The organism is Citrobacter werkmanii (genome assembly GCF_008693645.1).
GTDB classification, from domain to species: domain Bacteria; phylum Pseudomonadota; class Gammaproteobacteria; order Enterobacterales; family Enterobacteriaceae; genus Citrobacter; species Citrobacter werkmanii.
Genome location: NZ_CP044101.1, coordinates 2,555,021 through 2,575,852 on the forward strand (window position 1 = coordinate 2,555,021; position 20,832 = coordinate 2,575,852).

A 20,832-nucleotide genomic window follows, 5' to 3' on the forward strand; every position below is an offset into this window, starting at 1 on the left:
GGTATCGGCGTGTAACGATATGTACAATGACTCACGGCATGAGATTACAAATAACGGGCTTCCAGGTGAGCGCGGAAATAGCGGCTGCTGAGCGGCTCTCCGGTGGCCTGGGTAATGAGTTGTTCAGTGGTAAAACGACTGCCATGCTGCCAGATATTTTGGCGTAGCCAGTCAAAGAGGGCGCTAAACTCTCCCTGCGCAATGGACTGGTTCAGATCGGGCAATGCGCGGTGAGCTGCGCTGAACAATTGCGCCGCATACATAGCGCCTAAAGTGTAAGACGGGAAGTAGCCAAAGCCGCCGTCGGTCCAGTGAATATCCTGCATACAGCCATTACGATAATCCCCCACCGTTGACAGTCCAAGCCAGGCCTGCATCTTCTCATTCCACAAGGCCGGAATGTCATCCACTTCAATGTCACCGTTAATTAACGCTCGCTCGATTTCATAACGCAGGATCACGTGAGCAGGGTAGCTCACCTCGTCGGCGTCAACGCGGATAAAACCGGGTTTTACCTGCTGGTTCCAGGCAATGAAATTGCTCTCTTCAAACGCTGCCTGGTTGCCAAAATGACGCGTCACAGCCGGAATGAGTCGCGTCAGGAATGCTTTACTGCGTCCCAATTGCATCTCAAAGAACAGACTTTGCGACTCATGAATGGCTGTTGAGCGTGCCAGAGCGATAGGTTGTCCTGACCAGTTACGCGGCAGATTTTGCTCATAGCGGGCGTGACCCGTTTCATGAATCACGCCAAACAGCGCGCTGAGGAGTTCATTTTCGTCATAGCGGGTCGTAATGCGAACATCTTCCGGCACGCCGCCACAGAAGGGATGCGCGCTGATATCCAGTCGTCCAGCGGTAAAGTCGAATCCTAACTGCGCCATCGTTTCCAGACCCAGCTCTCGCTGTACAGCTGTCGGGAAGGGGCCAATTGGGGCGATAAGCGTTTGTTGAGACTGTTTTGCCACCGCCTTGCTAAGGAGATCGGGCAGCCAGCTTTTCACATCTGCAAACAGGACATCCAGTTGGGCGCTGGTCATCTCTGGTTCAAAGATATCCAGTAGCGCATCATAAGGTGAGCAACCTTTAGCGTCTGCGCGCAGTCGGGCTTCTTCGCGGCTGTATTTCACGACCTCTTTCAGGTTCTCGGAAAAACCCTCCCAGTCATTCGCGGGTCGCTGGCTGCGCCAGGCATGCTCACAGCGGCTGCCTGCCAGCGACTTTGCTTCTACCAGTGATTCAGGCAGCAGAGATGCCTGGTGATGCAGTCGCGACATTTCGCGCAAATTCGCTTGCTCAACATCGTTAAGATCTTCCTGTTTTGCTGCGGCGATCCACATGGCCACCTTAGCGTCGGTTAACAACTGATGCTCAAGTACGCTCAGTTCTGCCAACGCTTCGCCGCGGGCTTTGCTGCCGCCCGGCGGCATCATGGTAAACATGTCCCAACTGGCGATGGCCGAGAGGTGAGAGAACCGAGAGAGCCGCTGGAACGTGCGGGTGAGTTGATGGTAATTATCATTGTTACTCATTTTTTGTTCTCGTTCTGTTTAGGTGTGGTTAAGAAGTTTACCGTGAATCATTCACTTTTCATAAACACACCTTTGTATCCGCTTTTGCGTAACCACTTTTTATAGCGAAATACCAGCAGCACAATAAAACAGGAGGCGTAGATAATAGGGGACGGTGACAACACTTTGACCGACCATAGGTAATGAACCGGGAGTAAAATGGCAGTCAGGTAGACGTAGTTGTGCAACGTTTGCCAGCGTTTGCCCATTTTACGCTGTGCAGCCTGCGTGGAGGTCAGCGTCAGCAGGAGTAAGATAACCCAACCCGTCATGCCCAGCGTGAGCCATGGCCGTGAAACCAGCTCTCGCCCCAACAATCCCAAATTTTGTATACCCAGCTCTAATAGCGCATAGCTGGTCAGATGCAGTGTGGTCCAGGCAAAACACCATAATCCTAACAAGCGTCGGGTACGAAACAGCAAAGGCTGCTTTGCATAGCGTGCGAGCGGTGATACCAGCAGGGTAGCAAGCAAGAATTTTAGCGCAGTAATGCCGGTAAAATGCTGAATGTCTTTCCCGGGATCGGCGCCCAGCGCACCCTGTTGCACTGCCCAGAAGAGCCATAGCAGGGGTAAAAAACCGGCGAGATGCAGTAGCACTTTCAGGCCGGTTATCTGCTTTGCCGTTAATCTCACTTAAAAGTTCTCCCGTAGATCCATACCCCGATATAAAGAAGCCACCTCATTGGCGTAACCGTTAAAAAGCAACGTCGGCTGGCGTTGTACATCGAGAATCCCGCCGGAACCGATAAAACGTTCCGTCGCCTGAGACCACCGGGGATGATCGACTTGCGGATTAACATTGGCGTAAAAACCGTATTCGTTCGGCGCTGACATATTCCAGGTCGTCGGCGGGCGCTCACGTGTCAGCTTGATACTGACGATCGATTTAATACCCTTGAAGCCATATTTCCAGGGGACTGTCAGGCGTATCGGCGCCCCGTTTTGCGGCGGCAATGCTTTGCCATACACGCCCACGGTCAGAAGGGTAAGAGGGTGCATGGCCTCATCCAAACGCAAACCTTCAACATAGGGGTATTTCAACCCACCACCAATGAAGCGATCTTTCTGACCGGGCATTTCATCGGGGGCGTAGCGTGTTTCAAAGGCAACGTATTTGGCGTCGCTGGTGGGTTCAACCTGCGCTAATAATTTATGTAAGGGAAAGCCAATCCACGGCACAACCATCGACCACGCTTCAACGCAACGCATCCGGTAAATACGTTCTTCTAACGAAAAACGTGTGGTCAGCGCATCATGATCCAACGTTAAGGGTTTGTTCACCTCACCGCTGATGGTTAATGTCCAGGGATCGGTTTTCAGGCTACCGGCATTGGCGGCAGGATCGGCCTTATCCAGACCAAATTCATAGAAATTGTTATAGCCCGTTACCTTGTCTTCCGGCGTCAGGGGTAGTGTGCTTTGCCAGGCATCCGGTTTTATGAACTCGAGCGGTTTCCCCGCCGGTGCAGGCGCTCGATCGTTACCCTTAAACCAATTCAGTAGATTCGCCTGCGTCGGGGAGGCGAGAGAAGCGGCTGCAGCGCCTATTCCAAGCGCTTTGAGGACCTGTCGTCTTTGCATAAAAAAAACTGATTCGGCGGTAACATCAGCTTCCCGAAGTGGACGTTTTTTCTGCATAACTGTTCCTTTTTATTTTCATGTTAAGGAAAACAAAGCGACGTTTCCCTGTTGATGCGTGACTTTCTGTAACGACATCCTGGATCCAGGCGTATCCCAGGATCCTCACGAAAAGTTAAAAATTTTGTGATAACTTCCGCCCCTTGCCTGAGGTAAGCTTTCAGTACAACGAGAGGGGATGACACTGATGGCCGGCGCAAAAAAGATATTTTTGGTGGAAGATGACAGCGATATTGCCTCACTTTTGCAGCTTAGCCTGAAGGATGAGGGATATGAAATTATCCATGAGGCGGATGGAACGCGCGCGCTTGAACAACTGGAAAAACATGTCTGGGATGCGGTTATCCTCGATTTAATGCTGCCGGGTGTCGATGGTCTGGAAATATGTCGTCGCATTCGTCAAATGAGTTTCTATTTACCCGTTATCATTATTAGCGCCCGCACCAGTGAAACTCACCGCGTTCTGGGGCTGGAGATGGGAGCCGATGATTATTTAGCCAAACCTTTCTCCGTACTGGAACTGATGGCCCGCGTGAAGGCGCTGTTTCGCCGTCAGGAGGCGATGAGTCAGAATCTACGTTTGGAAGCGGGGATCATTAGCGTCCATGGCGTGGAGATTGATCCCTTAGCCCGAGAAGTCCGCCAGCATGGCAAATCAATCGATTTGACGCCCCGTGAGTTCGATCTGCTCTATTTTTTCGCTCGTCATCCCGGCGAGGTTTTTTCGCGTCAGGCGCTGTTAGATCATGTGTGGGGCTACCAGCACGAAGGGTATGAGCATACGGTGAACAGTCATATTAATCGTCTGCGGACCAAGATTGAAAAAGATGCTGCTGAGCCGGAAATTATTCTCACCGTTTGGGGACGAGGTTATAAGCTTGCGGCGAATAACGCGGAGCATCAGTCATGATTTATCGACTGTCTTTAAGCCAGCGGCTGACCCTGGTATTTACCGCGATTATGTTGATTTGCGCGGTAGCCGTCAGCGTTGTCCAGCTACGTAATAGTCAAAAATATGGCGACGCCATGGTGCAAAGGCTGTCGCTGGAACTGGCGAGCAAGATTGTCAAAAGTGAGTCACTGATTGATACCCGCGGGCAGATCAATCGACAGACGTTAAAAGGACTGTTTAATCACCTGATGACGCTCAATCCAAGCGTCGAACTGTATCTGGTTTCACCAGCAGGTGACATACTCGCCGATGCCGCACCGCCCGGGCATATTCAGCGCCAGAAAATTACCGTGCAGCCGATTCAGGATTTTCTAAATTCGGATGCTTTGCCAGTGTATGGCGATGATCCGCGCAGCAATCAGCAGAAGGTCTTTAGTGCGGCGCCAGTGATGCTTAACGGCCAACTGCATGGTTATCTGTACATTATTCTCCAGGGCGAAAATCTGCATATGCTGGCAAATACTGCCTGGCAGAAAACGCTCTGGAACACGGTGGCAGGAACGTTAATTCTGGTTTTATTAGCCGGCGGAATTGCGGGCTTACTGGTGTGGCGATGGGTGACGCATCCGGTAAAAAGGTTGACCGCGCAGGTGGTCAAAATGGAGCAGGACAGTATTAGCGTCATTAAGCAGTTGGCGCAGAAAAAGCCCGATCCGTCACCGGGGAATGAAATTGCGTTGTTGAACAATGCGTTTATAGAGCTGGCACAGCAAATTGCGCAGCAGTGGGATTTGTTAGCTGACAGCGATCGCCAGCGCAGAGAGTTTGTTGCCAATATATCTCATGATTTACGCACGCCGCTCACCTCGCTGCTGGGCTATCTGGAAATGTTGTCGCTGAAAGCCGACACGATAACGCCAGAGGAAAACAGGCATTATCTTAGTATCGCGTTGCGCCAGGGGCATAAGGTTCGCCATCTGTCACAACAACTGTTTGAGCTGGCGAGGCTGGAGCACGGCGGCATAAAACCTCAGCGCGAACGTTTTGCTTTTGGCGAGTTGATCCAGGATGTGGCGCAGAAGTTTGATCTCCCTGTTGCCACACGCCATTTGCAGTTACACCTTGATATGATGGGGCCGTTACCGCTGGTAAATGCCGATTTATCGATGATGGAAAGGGTGGTGACGAATTTGCTGGATAATGCTATCCGCCATACGCCTGACGGGGGGGATGTATGGCTAAAAATCTGGCGTGATGAAGACCGACTGGTCGCAGAGGTGCAGGACAGCGGCCCAGGCGTGGAAATGGGGGTACGCGAAGTGTTATTTCAGCGCCCAACCGCGTTAACTCCCCGTGAGCAGCGCGGCGGTCTGGGATTGCTGATTGTGCGAAGAATGCTTGAACTGCATGGCGGCGATATCAATCTGGTTAATTCAACGGCAGGCGCGTGCTTCCGCTTTTGGTTGCCGCTGACGGATTCTCCATACATAGGGTAAATGTTGGTAGGTTGTCAGTGATAATGAGAATTTTTATCATATATCGATAATTCATCATCTTATACTCGACAAGTGCAAGGAGATTGTATGTCACAGGATGTCGACAACCAGTATATCGCCCGGACCAAAGCCGTTGCTGGCTGTTTTTCTATGTTTTTGCTGATGTTTGGTCTCACGTTTACCCCGTTGTTTTATCCCGCAAGCCAGGAGCTGCTCGCCAAAGGATTACTCTTCCCGCTGTTGTTTATGCTGGAATTTATCGTATTGGTTCCGCTGTATTATTTCTTCTTCAGGAAAAGAGAAGGGCTGGGCAAAGGGATCTTCAATGCCCGGTGGTTTGGCATTTTATTTGCGGCCCTGCTTTTTATTCAGCTTATCTTGCCGTGGTTGATAGGTCTCAGACAAACTGAAGCGTGGGTAACCAGCCAGATATCCTTAAACAACTACGCGCTGTGGTTATCCACTCTGACCCTGATATTTTTTGCGCCAGTTTATGAAGAAATTGTTTTCAGGGGCTGTTTATTCAACGCATTCCAGTATTGGTTCAATAATAAAACCTGGCTGTCGTCAGTCGTGGTATCGATCATTTTTGCCGTGATGCATACCCAGTATGTGGATCTGCGCACGCTGCTGATGCTGTTTCTTGTGTCGCAGGTTTTAATCCTTGCCAGATTGAAAAGCAACGGACTGCTGATGCCGATGACGCTGCATATCGTGATGAACGGGACGGTTATTGTCCTGCAAATGGCAGTGTCTTCATAAGTGATGATGCCCGAAGCCGGGCATCCTTGATTAAACGTGCAGACGATGGTGCAAACGCGCACCGACCAGCAACGCCAGCACCAGCATCAGGGCGATAAATCCGCCCACGCCGTTCCAGCCGTAGCTATGCCAGAACACACCGCCCAGCGTACCGGCAATACTGGAGCCCAGGTAATAGCTGAACAGATACAGGGAAGAGGCCTGGCCTTTAGCGCGTTTCGCCCGTGGCCCAATCCAACTGCTTGCCACGGAGTGCGCGGCAAAGAACCCGGCAGAAAAGAGCAGCATACCGGCGAAGATCAGCCATAGTGAGGTAAACAGGGTCATCAATAGCCCAAAAAGCATCACGCCGGTTGAAACGATCATCACCGGGCCGCGGCCATAGCGGGTGGTCATGGAGCCTGCTTTCGGTGAACTCCAGGTCCCGGTCAGATATGCCACGGATAACAGGCCGACAACAGCCTGACTGAGTTCCCACGGAGAGAGCATCAGGCGATAGCCGATGTAATTAAACAGTGTGACAAACGACCCCATCAGCAAAAAACCTTCCGCAAACAGTAGCGGTAACCCTCTGTCGCGCCAGTGCAAACGGAAATTGATGAACAATGATTTAGGTCGTAGCGACGTGGGCCTGAAATGACGGGACTCTGGCAAAATTTTCCAGAACATCAGCGCGGAGGCGAGGGCAAAACAGCCGATCGCCGCCAGCGCGATACGCCAGTTGAAAAAGTCGGTGAATACGCCGCTGATCAAGCGACCACTCATACCGCCAATTGAGTTGCCACTGATATACAAACCCATTGAGAAAGCCACGAAGCTGGGATGAATTTCCTCACTCAGATAGGTCATCCCCACCGCCGCCACGCCGCTCAGCGACAGACCGATCAGCGCGCGCATGATTAAAATCCCGTGCCAGCTGGTCATCATTGTTGAAAGCAGCGTACAGCAGGAGGCGAGTAGCAGTGCCGTAACCATTACCGGCTTACGACCTATCGCATCGGAAAGTGGGCCAGTAAACAGTAAACCGATGGCCAGCATTGCCGTAGAGATGGAAAGCGAAATACTGCTGCTGGCAGGGGAAACCCCAAACTCGTGCGAGAGCACCGGCAGTATGGGCTGCACGCAATAGAGCAGGGCAAATGTCGCCAGCCCGGCAGAAAACAGCGCCAGCGTAACGCGCATAAAAGGGGATGTACCGCGTTTGATAAAACCATCCGGCAGGGTAACGCTCTCGTCAATATCGCTTGCCGGCGCGGTATCGACCGTTGTTGTACGACTCACTTGGAATCCTTGCTTAATATTTTGCTACTACAGGACCAGCCTTAAGAGTATGAAAATCCCAATATTCTGTCTAATATATTAATAATCTCAAATAATATTTTAAAAATATGAATATCGAACTTCGTCATTTACGCTACTTCGTGGCGGTTGCGGAAGAGTTGCATTTTGGTCGGGCGGCAGCGCGGCTGAATATTTCGCAACCACCGTTAAGCCAGCAGATCCAAATCCTGGAACAACAGATTGGCGCCCGGTTATTGGCGCGAACTAACCGTAGCGTGGCCCTCACTGCCGCCGGAAAACAGTTTCTGGCGGACAGCCGACAGATCCTTAGCCTGGTTAATGAAGCCGCCGCCCGGGCAGAGCGTTTGCATCTCGGAGAAGCAGGGGAATTGCGTATCGGCTTTACGTCATCAGCGCCGTTTATCAAAGCGGTGTCAGATACGCTCTCCCTGTTTCGCCAGCGCTATCCTGTGGTGCATATGCAAACCCGCGAAATGAATACGCGCGAGCAAATTGCCCCACTTAACGAAGGCACTCTGGATCTGGGGCTTATGCGCAACACGCAACTCCCGGAAACGCTGGCGCGAGAGGTTATTCTGCATGAACCGCTGATGGCGATGATCCCACGAGCGCATCCGTTGGCGCAAAAGCCCGTAGTGACGCTGACTGAGCTGGCTAATGAGCCATTTGTCTTTTTTGACCCGCATGTGGGAACGGGGTTGTATGACGACATTTTGGGCCTGATGCGTCGCTATGACCTCAAACCGACGATTACTCAGGAGGTAGGCGAGGCGATGACCATCATTGGGTTAGTGGCCGCGGGGTTGGGCGTTTCGATCCTGCCCGCTTCCTTTAAACGGGTGCAACTGTATGAAATGTGCTGGATCCCGATAGCAGAGGAAGATGCCGTCTCTGAAATGTGGTTAGTCTGGCCTAAGCATCATGAGCAAAGTCATGCCGCGCAACGTTTTCGTGAACAACTGCTGGCGGCGGTCCAGGCGATTAATTTAGTTTAAATATGGGTGAAAATGTGCAGTAAATCACAAGGCTAAGTAAAAAGTTGACGGAAGCCATTGAAGTGCTTCACCATAGCCCGCAGATTATTTCGGAGCGCGAAAATAAAGGGAGTAAGTGGTGGTTGCTGATAGTCAGCCTGGGCATATCGATCAAATTAAGCAGACCAATGCGGGCGCGGTCTATCGCCTGATTGATCAGCTGGGACCGGTATCGCGTATTGATCTCTCTCGCCTGGCACAATTGGCGCCTGCCAGTATTACCAAAATTGTCCGCGAAATGCTTGAAGCCCACCTGGTACAAGAGCTGGAAATCAAGGAAGCAGGGAGTCGTGGGCGTCCGGCCGTGGGGCTGGTTGTCGAAACCGAAGCCTGGCATTATCTATCCATTCGCATCAGTCGCGGCGAGATTTTTCTGGCGCTGCGCGATCTAAGCAGCAAGCTGGTGGTTGAGGATTGCCTGGAAATGGCGCTGGTCAGTGAAACACCTCTGCTGGCGCGTATCATTACCCAGGTCGATCAGTTTTTCATCCGCCACCAGCAAAAGCTGGAACGCTTGACCTCCATCGCCATCACGCTACCTGGCATAATCGATACCGAAAACGGCATCGTACATCGCATGCCGTTTTACGATGATGTCAAAGAGATGCCGTTGGGCGAAGCGCTCGAAAACCATACCGGCGTGCCGGTCTATATTCAGCATGATATCAGCGCCTGGACCATGGCGGAGGCGCTTTTTGGCGCATCACGTGGCGCACGCGATGTCATCCAGGTCGTTATTGACCATAACGTCGGCGCAGGGGTGATAACCGACGGTCATTTACTGCATGCCGGGAGCAGTAGCCTGGTGGAAATTGGTCATACGCAGGTGGATCCTTACGGTAAACGCTGCTATTGCGGTAATCATGGCTGTCTGGAAACCATCGCCAGCGTCGACAGCGTGCTGGAACTGGCGCAGGTGCGGCTGAAGCAGTCAATGAGCTCTTCACTGCATGGACAACCGTTAACGGTAGACGCACTGTGCCTGGCGGCGATGCAGGGTGATTTATTGGCAAAAGATATCATTAGCGGCGTCGGGACCCACGTCGGACGCATCCTTGCCATCATGGTGAATTTGTTCAACCCGCAAAAGATATTGATTGGTTCTCCGCTCAGCAAAGCGGCGGATATACTGTTTCCCACCATTGCTGACAGCATTCGTCAGCAGGCGCTCCCGGCGTATAGTCAGCATATTGTGGTCGAAAGTACGCAGTTTACCAACCAGGGAACCATGGCGGGGGCTGCGCTCGTTAAGGACGCGATGTATAACGGTTCTTTGTTGATACGTCTATTACAGGGTTAACATTTTTTAACTGTTGTACGAAAAATTGCGCTATCTCAAGCTGATTCCGGTCGTCATACCTTAGACTTTCTCCACTGTTTTATTTTCCTGACTTATATTTTCAAAGCATAACGGTGGAGTTAGTGATGCTGAAGCGTTTCTTTATTACAGGTACAGACACTTCTGTTGGGAAGACCGTGGTTTCCCGCGCATTACTACAAGCGTTGGCGTCAGGGGGTAAAAGTGTCGCGGGCTACAAACCGGTAGCCAAAGGAAGTAAGGAGACACCTGAAGGTTTGCGCAACAAAGATGCGCTGGTGCTGCAAAGTGTTTCATCTATCGAACTGCCGTATGAGGCGGTCAACCCGATTGCGCTGAGCGAGGACGAAAGCAGCGTAGCGCATAGTGGTCCGGTCAATTACACCTTGCTATCCAACGGTCTCGCAAGCCTGAGCGAAAAAGTCGATCACGTTGTCGTGGAAGGTACCGGCGGCTGGCGGAGTCTGATGAACGATCTGCGTCCGCTATCTGAATGGGTGGTACAGGAACAAATGCCGGTGCTGATGGTGGTGGGTATCCAGGAAGGTTGTATTAATCATGCCATTCTTACCGCACAGGCGATCGCCAGCGACGGATTGCCGCTGCTTGGCTGGGTCGCAAACCGAATCAACCCAGGGCTGGCGCATTATGCGGAAATCATTGACGTGCTGAGCAAAAAATTACCTGCGCCGCTAATCGGCGAACTGCCGTATCTGCCTCGCGCAGAGCAGCGAGAGCTGTCACAGTATATCCGTCTGTCAATGCTTGGCAGCGTGCTGTCGGTAGATAGAGTCCTGGCGTAACGTTCTCGACAGCACTGACGCCACCACGCAAGCGATCAGTAATCCGGGGAGCAAGCGATACTCCCCGGTCATTTCACAAACCATCAATGTAGACATAATTGGCGCATGCGTGGTTGCTGCCAGTAGCGTGGCCATCCCCGTTAATCCCAGCAGAATGGCAATTTCATCCGGACCCGGAAGCCATAATCCCCACGTCCGTCCCAGCAGCATGCCGACAGACAGACCGACAAACAGCGTTGGCGTAAACACCCCGCCCGGCGCACCGGAGCCACTGCTGGCAAGCACCGCCAGTAATTTGCAGATAAAGATCCCGCTAACCACGGTCAATAGCGGTGGCGAGAGCAGATATGACTGCACCACGCTGTAGCCATTTCCCCAAACGGCAGGAGTGAGCAGCGACAACAGGCCAACGATCAACCCGCCAAGCGCCAGTTGCCACGGTGGCGAGAGTTTTAAGCGCAAAAAACCGTTATGGCTGGCGGTCATCAACCACATAAACAACGGACCGCAGACGCCGGCAACCAGACCTGTGCTGACTATCATGGCGTATTCCAGCACATGCAGTTCCCGTGTGAAGTGCACGGCATAGAGCAACGCATTGCTGTCGCTCAGTACATTGGTGGTCAGCAAGGCGACGACGGCGGATACCACCACCGGTCCCAGCGAGGCGAGGATCATCGTGCCAAACAGGACTTCAGCAATAAATAAACTGCCCGCCAGCGGGGCATGATACGCGCCGGCCATACCTGCTGCCGCTCCACAGGCGATCCATAATTTCCATTCGGCGCGCGGTGTGAAACGTTGAGCAAAGCTGGACGCGGCCAGCGCCGCCAGCAAAATCATGGCACCTTCACGCCCGATAGCACTGCCGCTGGCGACAACCAGTAACGATGCCACTGACTTTACCAGGCTGGCGCTGACGTCGAATTGACCGTCCGTTTGCAGGGCTTCCATGTAATCTGTGGGAGCCTGTGGTCGTAAACGGTTGAATTTTTGCCAACCCCAGAGCAGTAAGCCTGCTGCCAGGCCGCCCAGCGCGGGCGTCAGCATGCGTCTTAACGGAGAAAGATTTGTCGCCGCATTGACCAGACTGCCCGTGTCGTTACTCAGGAACAACCATTCAAGAAGGAACATGGCATGGCGAAAGCCTGCGACGGCCAACGCGGCAAGGATACCAATCAGCGCGGCGATCAGCAGGCGGCGAAACATAGCGCGCAGGTCAGGATAAGCATGTAAATGGTGCATGAGTGGCCAGACAGGGAAATTCAGAGGCTTTATTTTGCGGCTATTTGGCAACAGAAGCAAAAGCTCAGCGTGCGCAACGGTATTATGCAGGCAGGATACTTCCTGCCTGTGGCGACATTAACGAAACAACGGCTTATCGGCTACTGGAATTAATAATTGCGATCGCCACTTTGCCAGTGTCAGGCGCGCCAGTTCAGCCAGAGCCTGGTAGAACGGGTGGTTCGCATGTTCGATAAACACGTCAAGGAAACGCGTTGACCACGGTAGCAGATGCCAGGCTAACAACTGTTCGCACTCGGTGTGGCGTCCGTTTTCAGCAAGCCAGGCCGTCAGTAACAGCAGCGCGCCAAAGTGATCTTCCGGTTCATTTTGCTGCACGGCAAACTGGATCCCGTTGTCCCGCATCCACTGACGTAATGCCAGCGTGGAATCGCCAAACAAGACATTTTCACGATCCAGCCAGACGGAACCCCAGGGCGGAGAAGGTAGCGCGTAAGGGCCGACAAACAGTCGCTGCCAGGCTTGCGGGAGCGGCTCATCGGCCTCGGTCTGCAGTAGTTCAGCCAGCGCAGAAAGGGCCGTGGGTTCAAGCGGCCACTGCGCCTGCCAGCCATCGGTTTTTAGCGCACTGACCAGCGCAGAAGCTTCTGTACTGTCTGGCGCATAGTAGAACAGCGCACCCAATACGCGCGCCGCGGTAGAGAAGTTGTCACGTTGTGAAAAATGGGTCATGCAAACAATCCTGAAAAGTGCGGGTTGCCCCGCACCCGAGTATTAACCTGCAACAGCCATTCCGACTGTCATATGTAAGCCATAAAACAAACCGCGGCCAATAATTTCACCGGCAAGCACGAAAATTAAACCCAGCGCCAATCCGCCGACAGCCGGTTCTTTGCGACGAATTAGCGGGCATATCCAGCAACCCAGCCCCGCAGCCAGCATCACGATGCGCCAGACCTGTAAGCTTGCGTAGTCGGGAACCAGAGCGCTGGCGTGTTGTACTGAACTGTGAATTTCGCTGAGCGATACGCCCTGCAAAACGATAACGGCCACACTCACCAGCAGGGCAAGTATGCTGATTCCGGCGAATCTGGCGGCGTTAAACGACACGCTCGCAGCACGTAGCAGCAGGGCGGCAAACAGCGGGCCACTCAGCAACATCGTCATGAAAAACGCCAGCGTAGTATAGCCATTATACCAGGTCGGAACGGTGTCTATCTGGTAGACGTTAGTCATCGCCAGAACAAAAACCAGACCAAGCAACATGCTGAGCAGCAGCCAGATTTTACCTGACGTCGCCGGCATTTTACCGAGAAACGCCACCAGCCACCACAGGCCACCAACCGCGAAAAACAGCGAACCGCTGGCGATTTCGTTACTGAGCGCCGATGCGCCGATTCTGTTCAGCGAGTTAAACGCGCGTAGCGGTGAACCTAAATGCATTATTGAGGCGAGAAAGGCGATGCCCATTACCAGCCACAGAAAAAACATACTGCGCACGATACGTTGTTTTGCCACATCGTCTTTGGTGGTTAACCAGCCATACCCACTCACGATCAGCGCCCCGGCCACACATTGACCCAGCACCGTAAACAGGACCAGCGGCCATTCATGCCATCCATTTCCCATTTTACACCTCCTTCGGATTAGCCAGAAAACCCGTGGTATCCCCGGTCGGGCGGCTATTGGCATTGGGTTTAATCACAATACTCGGCCTGGTAAAATGCGCGCCCGGTAACGGGGCAACCGCCGCCAGCTCACCATGTTTTTTGCGCAGCTCATCAAGCGGACCAAAGTCCAGCGCGCGTAGCGGACAGGACTCGACGCAGACAGGCTTTTTGCCCTCGGCGACACGATCATGACAGCCATCGCACTTGGTCATATGACCTTTAGCTGCATTGTACTGCGGCGCGCCGTATGGGCAGGCCATGTGGCAGTAGCGACAGCCTATGCATACGTCTTCATCCACCACGACAAAACCATCTTCACGTTTATGCATGGCGCCACTTGGGCAAACCTTGGTACAGGCTGGATCTTCGCAGTGATTGCAAGAAATGGAGAGGTAATAGGCGAAGACATTCTGATGCCAGACGCCGTTATCCTCCTGCCAGTCACCGCCCGCGTATTCATAAATCCGTCGAAAGCTCACCTCAGGCGTGAGATCTTTGTAGTCTTTGCAGGCCAGTTCGCAGGTTTTGCACCCGGTGCAACGACTGGAATCAATAAAAAATCCATACTGAGTTGTCATGGGCTAGTCCTTAAACCTTCTCGATCTCGACCAGGTTAGTGTGCTGTGGGTTGCCTTTTGCCAGCGGTGAAGGGCGCTGGGTTGTCAGCGTATTGACGCAGGCGCCATGGTCAATTTTATCGCCAGCCATATCGGCATCGTGCCATGCGCCCTGACCCATTGCGCTTACGCCGGGCAGGATCCGCGGCGTCACTTTGGCCGGGATACGCACTTCACCACGATCGTTAAAGACCCGCACCATATCGCCGTTTCTGATTCCCCGCTTTTGGGCATCGACGGGGTTGATCCATATTTCCTGGCGGCAGGATGCCTGGAGAACATCAATATTCCCGTAGCTGGAGTGGGTGCGGGATTTGTAGTGGAAACCAAACAACTGCAACGGGAATGAACTGCGTTTTGGATCGTCCCATCCTTCAAACGTTGAGGCGTAAATGGGAAGTGGGCTTATCACCTCATCCTTTTGCAACTCCCAGGAGTTGGCAATTTTCGCCAGTCGGCTGGAGTAGATTTCAATCTTGCCAGAGGGGGTTTTGAGCGGGTTGGCCTGCGGATCGTCGCGGAATTTTTTGTAAGCGACAAAGTGTCCGTTGGGATCTTTGCGTTTATAGATCCCCATTTTCTTCAGCTCGTCATAAGAAGGGAGCGCGGGGTCTTTAGCCAGCATTTTTGCATACAGATACTGGAGCCACTGTTCCTGGGTACGGCCTTCAGTAAAACGTTGGTAGATATCGTCGCCAAGACGTTTCGCTACTTCGCTCATTATCCAGTAGATCGGTTTACGTTCGAACTTAGGCGACGTCGCGGGTTGAATAAAAATGAGGTACCCCATGTTGCCCGCGTAGTCGTTGGGAATAATATCCTCCTGTTCGACGGTCATTAAATCAGGCAGCAGAATATCGGCATATTTGGCCGAAGATGTCATGAAGTTTTCGATGACCACTATCATTTCGCATTTCGTCTCGTCCTGAAGGATCTCATGCGTTTTATTGATATCTGAGTGCTGGTTGGTGATGGTGTTGCCCGCATAGTTCCAGATAAATTTTATCGGCACGTCGAGCTTATCTTTCCCACGAACGCCATCGCGGGTAGCGGTCATTTCCGGGCCCCGGACGATGGCGTCGGTCCAGCTAAAGCAGGATATCTGAGTCTTGATGGGATTTTCAGGCAGTGGCATGCGCTCAATCGTGATGGTGTAGGTTGATTCTCGTGCGCCGCTATTGCCGCCGTTGATGCCGACGTTGCCGGTCAGAATAGGCAACATCGCGATCGCGCGTGAGGTTAGTTCACCGTTAGCCTGACGTTGAGGACCCCAACCCTGGCAAATATACGCCGGTTTAGTGCTGCCGATTTCCCTTGCCAGTTTGATTATGCGCTCGGCTGGGATCCCGGTGATGTGCGAGGCCCATTGTGGCGTTTTGGCGATACCGTCATCACCGTTGCCAAGAATATAAGCTTTGTAATGCCCGTTAACGGGAGCATCGGCGGGCAGGGTTTTCTCGTCATAACCGACGCAATATTTGTCGAGAAACGCCTGATCGACAAGATCTTCGTTAATCATGACCCAGGCGATTCCCGCTACGAGTGCAGCGTCGGTGCCCGGACGAATAGGGATCCACTCATCCTCTCGACCCGCTGCAGTATCGGTATAGCGGGGGTCAATGACGATCATCCGGGCGTTTGAGCGCTCCCGGGCTTGCTCCAGAAAGTAAGTTATGCCGCCGCCGCTCATGCGCGTTTCGGCAGGGTTATTGCCGAACATCACCACCAGTTTCGTGTTTTCGATGTCTGAGGTACTGTTGCCTTCGTTTGAGCCATAGGTATAAGGCATTGCCGCCGCGATTTGCGCGGTGCTATAGGTACCGTAATGGCTCAGGAATCCGCCATAGCAGTTCATCAGGCGAGCGACCAGTGAGGCATAAGGGGAGGAGCGTGTAATGTTGCCGCCGACAATGCCAGAGGTGTAGTTGATATACACGGCTTCATTACCGTATTTCTGTACGGTATTTTTCAAACTGGCGCTGATAGTATCCAGGGCTTCCTGCCAGGTTATGCGCTCAAATTTACCTTCACCGCGCTTACCCACGCGTTTCATTGGATAGTTGAGGCGATCCGGATGATTAATTCGGCGACGGATAGAACGACCACGCAAACAGGCGCGAACCTGGTGCTGACCATAAATATCATCCCCGGTCGTATCGGATTCTACCCATACGACCTCATCGTCTTTGACATGAAGTTGCAGGGCACAACGGCTTCCGCAGTTCACGGAACAAGCCCCCCAAACGACTTTTTCTTCTGCTGGTTGTAATGCTTGTTGTACCGCAGCCGCTGCGGAGCGCATTCCGAAAGGTAATGAGAGTCCGCCTGCGGCAAGCGCCAGCGAACCAATAGCCGAGGATTTCACTAACGTCCTGCGGCTGATGCCTCCATATTGCTCAGTTTCAGACATAACTCCCTCCATTATAGTTATCGCTATATATTAATTTCTATAACGAAATTAATAGCATGCTAATAATGGAGTGAGTTTACCCACTTATAGGCATGTCGCCTTAATGCATATCAAAGGGGAGCGACCCTCCGCGAGCGGAGGGCACTATTTATTTTATTGCGGCTCGGCAGCATGCCCGTCCTGGGCAGGGGTGCTATTGGCGGGGGCATTGCCACTGTTGGTCCGGGTATAGAGAATCTTATGCGTATCGTTTGCACAATGTCCCACTACCAGGGAATCAGGTTGATCGGCCTGATCGTTGGGGACGATACTCAGCGTAAAGCTGGATTCCGCTACGCCATTATTTATGATGCGCTGTTCAATATCGCTCTTAACGCGTTCGCAGGACGCTGGCGCCGCCAGAACTTGCGGGGAAGCAGCTGCCAGTAAGATTGCGGCAATTCCTGTTATGTATTTCATCATCAGCTCCTTTTATGTTCGACATGAACTAAGAGTAGCATTTCTGGTGTAAATAACTGTATTTGCTAATATGATTGAGAATTATCTTCTTATCCAGGTGAAAAATGTGAAGAAACAGACCCTGTTAGTTTTCCTGTGCGCCGTACTGGTCGGGTGTGATAACGCCAAAGGGCTGGTTTCTTTTACGCCGGAAATGGCCAGTTTTTCCAATGAATTTGATTTCGATCCGCTGCGTGGACCAGTGAAAGATTTCAGTCAGACGCTTCTTAATGATAAAGGTGAAGTTTCCAAGCGCGTTGTCGGTACGCTCTCGCAGGAAGGGTGTTTCGATACGCTTGAACTGCACGATATCGAAAACAATACCGGCATGGCGCTGGTTCTGGATGCCAACTACTATCGCGATGCCGAAACGCTGGAAAAAAAGATCCGCTTGCAGGGTAAATGCCAGCTAGCGGAACTGCCTGCTGCCGGTGTGGTGTGGGATACCGACGATAATGGCTTTGTCGTTTCCGCCACAGGAAAAGAGATGAAAGTCCAGTACCGCTATGACGCGGAAGGCTACCCGCTGGGTAAAACTACTGTCAGTAAAGACAATACCTTACAGGTTGATGCCAAACCGTCGGTTGATCCGCTGAAGAAGCTGGATTACACGGCGGTGAGTATGCTGAACAATCATCCATTGGGTAATGTCAGGCAAACGTGTAAGTACGATAACTACGCCAACCCGGTCAACTGCCAGCTGGTTATCGTCGATGAAAGCGTGAAGCCAGCAGTTGAACATCATTACTCGATTGAAAACACCATCGATTACTACTAGTCGCCTTTACTGAGCGGTAGGTTGTAGCAGGTTAGGACCTGACGTTTTGTGTTCCGCCAAATACTGCTGCTGGAAAATACACATACGGATGGTGTTGCGGTACTGGCCGTTGATAAAGAATTCATGAATCAGTTCACCTTCCACCATAAAGCCGAGTTTACGGTAGATGTGGATGGCTTTTTCGTTCTCTTTATCGACGATCAGATACAGCTTATATAAGTTGAGGACGGTAAAACCATAATCCATCGCCAGCTTTGCCGCCCGCGAAGCCAGACCTTTACCCTGATATTCAGGCGAAATAATAATCTGGAATTCAGCCCGGCGGTGGACGTGGTTAATCTCTACCAGCTCCACCAGCCCGGCTTTTTCACCTTCGCATTCCACCACGAAGCGACGTTCGCTTTGGTCGTGAATATGCTTGTCGTACAGGTCTGACAGCTCAACAAACGCTTCGTAAGGCTCTTCGAACCAGTAACGCATAACGCTGGCGTTGTTATCAAGCTGGTGGACAAAACGTAAATCTTCACGCTCCAGCGGGCGCAGCTTAACACTGAGGGCGCTAGTCATATTGTATCCTTGCAATATCCTTTAAGGTGCATAGTCATTATGGTGCAACGGTACGGCCAGTACGACGGTCGAGGCAGCGCAGGGTGTTAGGTTCCCAGTAGGCGTTAATATTGGCGCTCTGTTCGCACTTATCACGGCTATCAAAGGCCGCGTCGGCTTTGTCCCACTCTTTCTCAGTACGCTTGTTCACTTTCTGACGTAACTGGCGTGTATCGTTCCATTGTTCCTTTTCCATGGCGGCCTGTTGACGGCTTTGCGCACTGTCCCCGGATTCAATGACCAGTTTACTGGTTTCAGCAAATGCTGAAGAGGTGTACACAGCCGCCGCAAGCGTCAGCATAGCCGTCAGACACAGACGTTTGGTCAGTGTAATATTCATGGCGAATTCCTTTTATGAGAAAGGGAAAAACGATAAAACAGGGTTAAATTCTACACTATTCCTGCTTCAGGGCATACCCACTGAGCGGATATGGATACGTTGGCGATATTCTGTCGTATCATGGTTAAACCGAAGATAACTGAATAACGTCAATGCTGAAGACTACCTTTCTCTTTTTCGTCACTGCTTTATGCGAAATCATCGGCTGTTTTTTACCCTGGCTGTGGCTTAAACGAGGCGCGACGGCGTGGTTGTTGGTACCCGCCGGAGTGTCTCTGGCCTTATTCGTCTGGCTGTTGACGCTGCATCCGGCCGCGAGTGGGCGAGTTTACGCGGCCTATGGCGGCGTTTATGTTGTCACTGCGCTGCTATGGCTGCGCTTTGTCGATGGCGTAAAACTCAGCCTGTATGACTGGTCTGGTGCGCTGGTGGCCTTGTGCGGGATGCTGATTATTGTGGCTGGATGGGGGCGCGCATAGCGCCTTTTTTGTGATCAACGAGGGCTTTTTCGATCTTTATACTTGTATGGTAGTAGCTCAGTTGAGTAAATTTCCTGCATCACAAGAACAGATGTAAGGAATAAAAAATGAAGATTGTCGGGGCTGAAGTTTTTGTCACCTGCCCGGGGCGTAATTTTGTTACGTTAAAAATAACGACAGAAGACGGGATCACCGGGCTGGGAGATGCCACCTTAAATGGCCGCGAGTTATCCGTGGCGTCCTATCTGAAAGATCATGTCTGTCCGCAACTTATCGGACGCGACGCGCATCGAATCGAAGACATCTGGCAGTTTTTCTATAAAGGCGCGTACTGGCGTCGGGGGCCGGTCACCATGTCGGCGATTTCCGCAGTGGATATGGCATTGTGGGATATCAAAGCGAAAGCGGCGAACATGCCGTTGTATCAGTTGCTCGGCGGCGCATCGCGTGAAGGGGTCATGGTTTACTGCCACACCACAGGGCATACCGTAGATGATGTGCTGGAGGATTACGCGCGACATAAAGAGATGGGCTTTAAAGCGATTCGCGTACAGTGCGGCGTACCGGGCATGAAAACCACTTACGGTATGTCTAAAGGCAAAGGTTTGGCCTACGAACCCGCGACCAAAGGGCAGTGGCCGGAAGAGCAGCTGTGGTCTACAGAGAAATACCTCGATTTCACGCCGAAACTGTTTGCCGCCGTTCGCGATAAATTTGGTTTTAACGAACATCTGCTACATGACATGCACCATCGCCTGACGCCGATTGAAGCTGCCCGGTTTGGCAAAAGCATTGAACAATATCGTCTGTTCTGGATGGAAGATCCCACACCAGCCGAAAACCAGGAGTGTTTCCGCCTGATCCGCCAGCATACGGTCACGCCGATTGCAGTAGGGGAAGTCTTCAATAGCATCTGGGATTGCAAACAACTGATCGAAGAACAGTTGATCGACTATATCCGCACCACCATTACCCATGCGGGCGGTATTACCGGTATGCGCCGTATTGCCGATTTTGCCTCGTTGTATCAGGTACGCACGGGGTCACATGGACCTTCCGATCTGTCACCCGTATGCATGGCCGCAGCACTGCATTTTGATCTGTGGGTGCCGAACTTCGGCGTTCAGGAATATATGGGGTATTCCGAGCAAATGCTGGAAGTGTTCCCGCATAACTGGACTTTTGATAACGGCTACATGCACCCGGGCGATAAGCCAGGCCTTGGTATCGAGTTTGACGAAAAACTGGCCGCGAAATATCCGTATGACCCGGCATATCTGCCTGTCGCTCGCCTGGAAGATGGCACGCTGTGGAACTGGTAAATATAAATTTTACGTACGAAAGATGTTGATTAACCCAATACCCTACAGA

Annotated in this window: 21 protein-coding genes; 9 read left to right on the forward strand and 12 right to left on the reverse strand. The window is 52.1% G+C overall.

All coding sequences use genetic code 11. The annotated features are described in order from the left end of the window. Positions 1 to 44: 44 nt before the first annotated feature. The 3 genes from FOB24_RS12940 to msrP are packed head-to-tail and all read right to left on the reverse strand — an operon-like array spanning position 45 to position 3,211. Positions 45 to 1,532: a carboxypeptidase M32 gene (locus FOB24_RS12940; protein WP_150345005.1), complete on the reverse strand. Its 1,488-nt coding sequence runs from the start codon at positions 1,530 to 1,532 to the stop codon at positions 45 to 47. A 47-nt stretch (positions 1,533 to 1,579) separates the two neighbouring features. Beyond that, positions 1,580 to 2,206 carry a protein-methionine-sulfoxide reductase heme-binding subunit MsrQ gene (msrQ, locus tag FOB24_RS12945; protein ID WP_150345006.1) on the reverse strand — a complete coding sequence of 209 codons (627 nt, stop codon included), beginning with the start codon at positions 2,204 to 2,206 and terminating at the stop codon, positions 1,580 to 1,582. Further along, the gene (msrP, locus tag FOB24_RS12950; protein ID WP_150345007.1) at positions 2,207 to 3,211 is read right to left on the reverse strand and encodes a protein-methionine-sulfoxide reductase catalytic subunit MsrP; all 1,005 of its coding nucleotides are present in this window, start codon (positions 3,209 to 3,211) and stop codon (positions 2,207 to 2,209) included. Positions 3,212 to 3,398: 187 nt separating this feature from the next. Here msrP and FOB24_RS12955 point away from each other — a divergent pair, with 187 nt between their 5' ends. The 3 genes from FOB24_RS12955 to FOB24_RS12965 all read left to right on the forward strand — a co-directional run bounded on the left by FOB24_RS12955 (position 3,399) and on the right by FOB24_RS12965 (position 6,361). Further along, positions 3,399 to 4,121, forward strand: a complete 723-nt coding sequence (locus tag FOB24_RS12955) for a response regulator transcription factor (protein ID WP_069324171.1) — start codon at positions 3,399 to 3,401, stop codon at positions 4,119 to 4,121. After that, positions 4,118 to 5,599 carry a sensor histidine kinase gene (locus tag FOB24_RS12960; RefSeq protein WP_150345008.1) on the forward strand — a complete coding sequence of 494 codons (1,482 nt, stop codon included), beginning with the start codon at positions 4,118 to 4,120 and terminating at the stop codon, positions 5,597 to 5,599. Before FOB24_RS12955 ends, FOB24_RS12960 begins: the two co-directional genes overlap by 4 nt. Before the next feature lie 87 nt (positions 5,600 to 5,686). After that, the gene (locus tag FOB24_RS12965) at positions 5,687 to 6,361 is read left to right on the forward strand and encodes a CPBP family intramembrane glutamic endopeptidase (protein WP_150345009.1); all 675 of its coding nucleotides are present in this window, start codon (positions 5,687 to 5,689) and stop codon (positions 6,359 to 6,361) included. A gap of 30 nt (positions 6,362 to 6,391) precedes the next feature. Here the strand turns inward: FOB24_RS12965 and FOB24_RS12970 are convergent, their stop codons facing one another. Next, the gene (locus FOB24_RS12970; RefSeq protein ID WP_038640493.1) at positions 6,392 to 7,642 is read right to left on the reverse strand and encodes an MFS transporter; all 1,251 of its coding nucleotides are present in this window, start codon (positions 7,640 to 7,642) and stop codon (positions 6,392 to 6,394) included. 107 nt (positions 7,643 to 7,749) lie between these two features. Between FOB24_RS12970 and FOB24_RS12975 the strand changes: the two genes are divergently transcribed. From FOB24_RS12975 to bioD, 3 genes are all read left to right on the forward strand, one after another. Further along, positions 7,750 to 8,658 carry a LysR family transcriptional regulator gene (locus FOB24_RS12975; protein WP_038640495.1) on the forward strand — a complete coding sequence of 303 codons (909 nt, stop codon included), beginning with the start codon at positions 7,750 to 7,752 and terminating at the stop codon, positions 8,656 to 8,658. 118 nt (positions 8,659 to 8,776) lie between these two features. Next, complete coding sequence (mlc, locus tag FOB24_RS12980) at positions 8,777 to 9,997, forward strand: sugar metabolism global transcriptional regulator Mlc (protein ID WP_085049336.1); 1,221 nt, start codon at positions 8,777 to 8,779, stop codon at positions 9,995 to 9,997. Positions 9,998 to 10,122: 125 nt separating this feature from the next. Further along, positions 10,123 to 10,818 carry a dethiobiotin synthase gene (gene bioD, locus FOB24_RS12985; protein WP_121529033.1) on the forward strand — a complete coding sequence of 232 codons (696 nt, stop codon included), beginning with the start codon at positions 10,123 to 10,125 and terminating at the stop codon, positions 10,816 to 10,818. Here bioD and clcB read toward each other — a convergent pair. The 6 genes from clcB to FOB24_RS13015 all read right to left on the reverse strand — a co-directional run bounded on the left by clcB (position 10,774) and on the right by FOB24_RS13015 (position 17,222). Further along, positions 10,774 to 12,063, reverse strand: coding sequence for a voltage-gated ClC-type chloride channel ClcB (gene clcB, locus FOB24_RS12990; protein WP_150345010.1), 1,290 nt, complete (start codon positions 12,061 to 12,063; stop codon positions 10,774 to 10,776). The two genes, bioD and clcB, sit on opposite strands and share 45 nt — an antisense overlap. 117 nt (positions 12,064 to 12,180) lie before the next feature. After that, the gene (gene dmsD, locus FOB24_RS12995) at positions 12,181 to 12,795 is read right to left on the reverse strand and encodes a Tat proofreading chaperone DmsD (RefSeq protein ID WP_085049335.1); all 615 of its coding nucleotides are present in this window, start codon (positions 12,793 to 12,795) and stop codon (positions 12,181 to 12,183) included. Positions 12,796 to 12,837: 42 nt separating this feature from the next. Then, entirely contained in the window at positions 12,838 to 13,692 is an 855-nt protein-coding gene (locus tag FOB24_RS13000; protein WP_085049334.1) for a dimethyl sulfoxide reductase anchor subunit family protein, read from the reverse strand. A gap of 1 nt (position 13,693) precedes the next feature. Beyond that, positions 13,694 to 14,311, reverse strand: coding sequence for a dimethylsulfoxide reductase iron-sulfur subunit DmsB (gene dmsB / locus FOB24_RS13005; RefSeq protein ID WP_150345011.1), 618 nt, complete (start codon positions 14,309 to 14,311; stop codon positions 13,694 to 13,696). Positions 14,312 to 14,321: 10 nt separating this feature from the next. Then, entirely contained in the window at positions 14,322 to 16,760 is a 2,439-nt protein-coding gene (gene ynfE, locus FOB24_RS13010; protein WP_110498089.1) for a selenate/tellurate reductase subunit YnfE, read from the reverse strand. Positions 16,761 to 16,913: 153 nt separating this feature from the next. Further along, on the reverse strand, positions 16,914 to 17,222 hold the full coding sequence (locus tag FOB24_RS13015) for a DUF1161 domain-containing protein (RefSeq protein ID WP_087856380.1): 309 nt from the start codon (positions 17,220 to 17,222) through the stop codon (positions 16,914 to 16,916). A gap of 103 nt (positions 17,223 to 17,325) precedes the next feature. Here FOB24_RS13015 and FOB24_RS13020 point away from each other — a divergent pair, with 103 nt between their 5' ends. Further along, positions 17,326 to 18,036, forward strand: coding sequence for a YnfC family lipoprotein (locus FOB24_RS13020; protein ID WP_038643159.1), 711 nt, complete (start codon positions 17,326 to 17,328; stop codon positions 18,034 to 18,036). Positions 18,037 to 18,042: 6 nt separating this feature from the next. On the opposite strand, the gene speG is transcribed toward FOB24_RS13020, so the two are convergent. After that, positions 18,043 to 18,603, reverse strand: a complete 561-nt coding sequence (gene speG / locus FOB24_RS13025) for a spermidine N1-acetyltransferase (RefSeq protein ID WP_038640513.1) — start codon at positions 18,601 to 18,603, stop codon at positions 18,043 to 18,045. A 37-nt stretch (positions 18,604 to 18,640) separates the two neighbouring features. Further along, positions 18,641 to 18,982: a DUF1283 family protein gene (locus tag FOB24_RS13030; protein ID WP_038640515.1), complete on the reverse strand. Its 342-nt coding sequence runs from the start codon at positions 18,980 to 18,982 to the stop codon at positions 18,641 to 18,643. Between the two features lie 152 nt (positions 18,983 to 19,134). Between FOB24_RS13030 and FOB24_RS13035 the strand changes: the two genes are divergently transcribed. Further along, complete coding sequence (locus FOB24_RS13035) at positions 19,135 to 19,461, forward strand: YnfA family protein (RefSeq protein WP_038640517.1); 327 nt, start codon at positions 19,135 to 19,137, stop codon at positions 19,459 to 19,461. A gap of 107 nt (positions 19,462 to 19,568) precedes the next feature. After that, positions 19,569 to 20,783, forward strand: a complete 1,215-nt coding sequence (gene rspA, locus FOB24_RS13040; protein ID WP_003832907.1) for a starvation-sensing protein RspA — start codon at positions 19,569 to 19,571, stop codon at positions 20,781 to 20,783. Positions 20,784 to 20,832 lie beyond the last annotated feature (49 nt).

What these genes read in the sequence shown, in the direction of transcription:
- FOB24_RS12940 (WP_150345005.1), bottom strand. Translation starts at nt 1,532, where the DNA reads ATGAGTAACAATGATAATTACCATCAACTCACCCGCACGTTCCAGCGG.
- msrP (WP_150345007.1), bottom strand. Translation starts at nt 3,211, where the DNA reads ATGCAGAAAAAACGTCCACTTCGGGAAGCTGATGTTACCGCCGAATCA.
- FOB24_RS12955 (WP_069324171.1), top strand. Translation starts at nt 3,399, where the DNA reads ATGGCCGGCGCAAAAAAGATATTTTTGGTGGAAGATGACAGCGATATT.
- FOB24_RS12960 (WP_150345008.1), top strand. Translation starts at nt 4,118, where the DNA reads ATGATTTATCGACTGTCTTTAAGCCAGCGGCTGACCCTGGTATTTACC.
- FOB24_RS12965 (WP_150345009.1), top strand. Translation starts at nt 5,687, where the DNA reads ATGTCACAGGATGTCGACAACCAGTATATCGCCCGGACCAAAGCCGTT.
- FOB24_RS12975 (WP_038640495.1), top strand. Translation starts at nt 7,750, where the DNA reads ATGAATATCGAACTTCGTCATTTACGCTACTTCGTGGCGGTTGCGGAA.
- bioD (WP_121529033.1), top strand. Translation starts at nt 10,123, where the DNA reads ATGCTGAAGCGTTTCTTTATTACAGGTACAGACACTTCTGTTGGGAAG.
- clcB (WP_150345010.1), bottom strand. Translation starts at nt 12,063, where the DNA reads ATGCACCATTTACATGCTTATCCTGACCTGCGCGCTATGTTTCGCCGC.
- dmsD (WP_085049335.1), bottom strand. Translation starts at nt 12,795, where the DNA reads ATGACCCATTTTTCACAACGTGACAACTTCTCTACCGCGGCGCGCGTA.
- FOB24_RS13000 (WP_085049334.1), bottom strand. Translation starts at nt 13,692, where the DNA reads ATGGGAAATGGATGGCATGAATGGCCGCTGGTCCTGTTTACGGTGCTG.
- dmsB (WP_150345011.1), bottom strand. Translation starts at nt 14,311, where the DNA reads ATGACAACTCAGTATGGATTTTTTATTGATTCCAGTCGTTGCACCGGG.
- ynfE (WP_110498089.1), bottom strand. Translation starts at nt 16,760, where the DNA reads ATGTCTGAAACTGAGCAATATGGAGGCATCAGCCGCAGGACGTTAGTG.
- FOB24_RS13015 (WP_087856380.1), bottom strand. Translation starts at nt 17,222, where the DNA reads ATGATGAAATACATAACAGGAATTGCCGCAATCTTACTGGCAGCTGCT.
- speG (WP_038640513.1), bottom strand. Translation starts at nt 18,603, where the DNA reads ATGACTAGCGCCCTCAGTGTTAAGCTGCGCCCGCTGGAGCGTGAAGAT.
- FOB24_RS13030 (WP_038640515.1), bottom strand. Translation starts at nt 18,982, where the DNA reads ATGAATATTACACTGACCAAACGTCTGTGTCTGACGGCTATGCTGACG.
- FOB24_RS13035 (WP_038640517.1), top strand. Translation starts at nt 19,135, where the DNA reads ATGCTGAAGACTACCTTTCTCTTTTTCGTCACTGCTTTATGCGAAATC.
- rspA (WP_003832907.1), top strand. Translation starts at nt 19,569, where the DNA reads ATGAAGATTGTCGGGGCTGAAGTTTTTGTCACCTGCCCGGGGCGTAAT.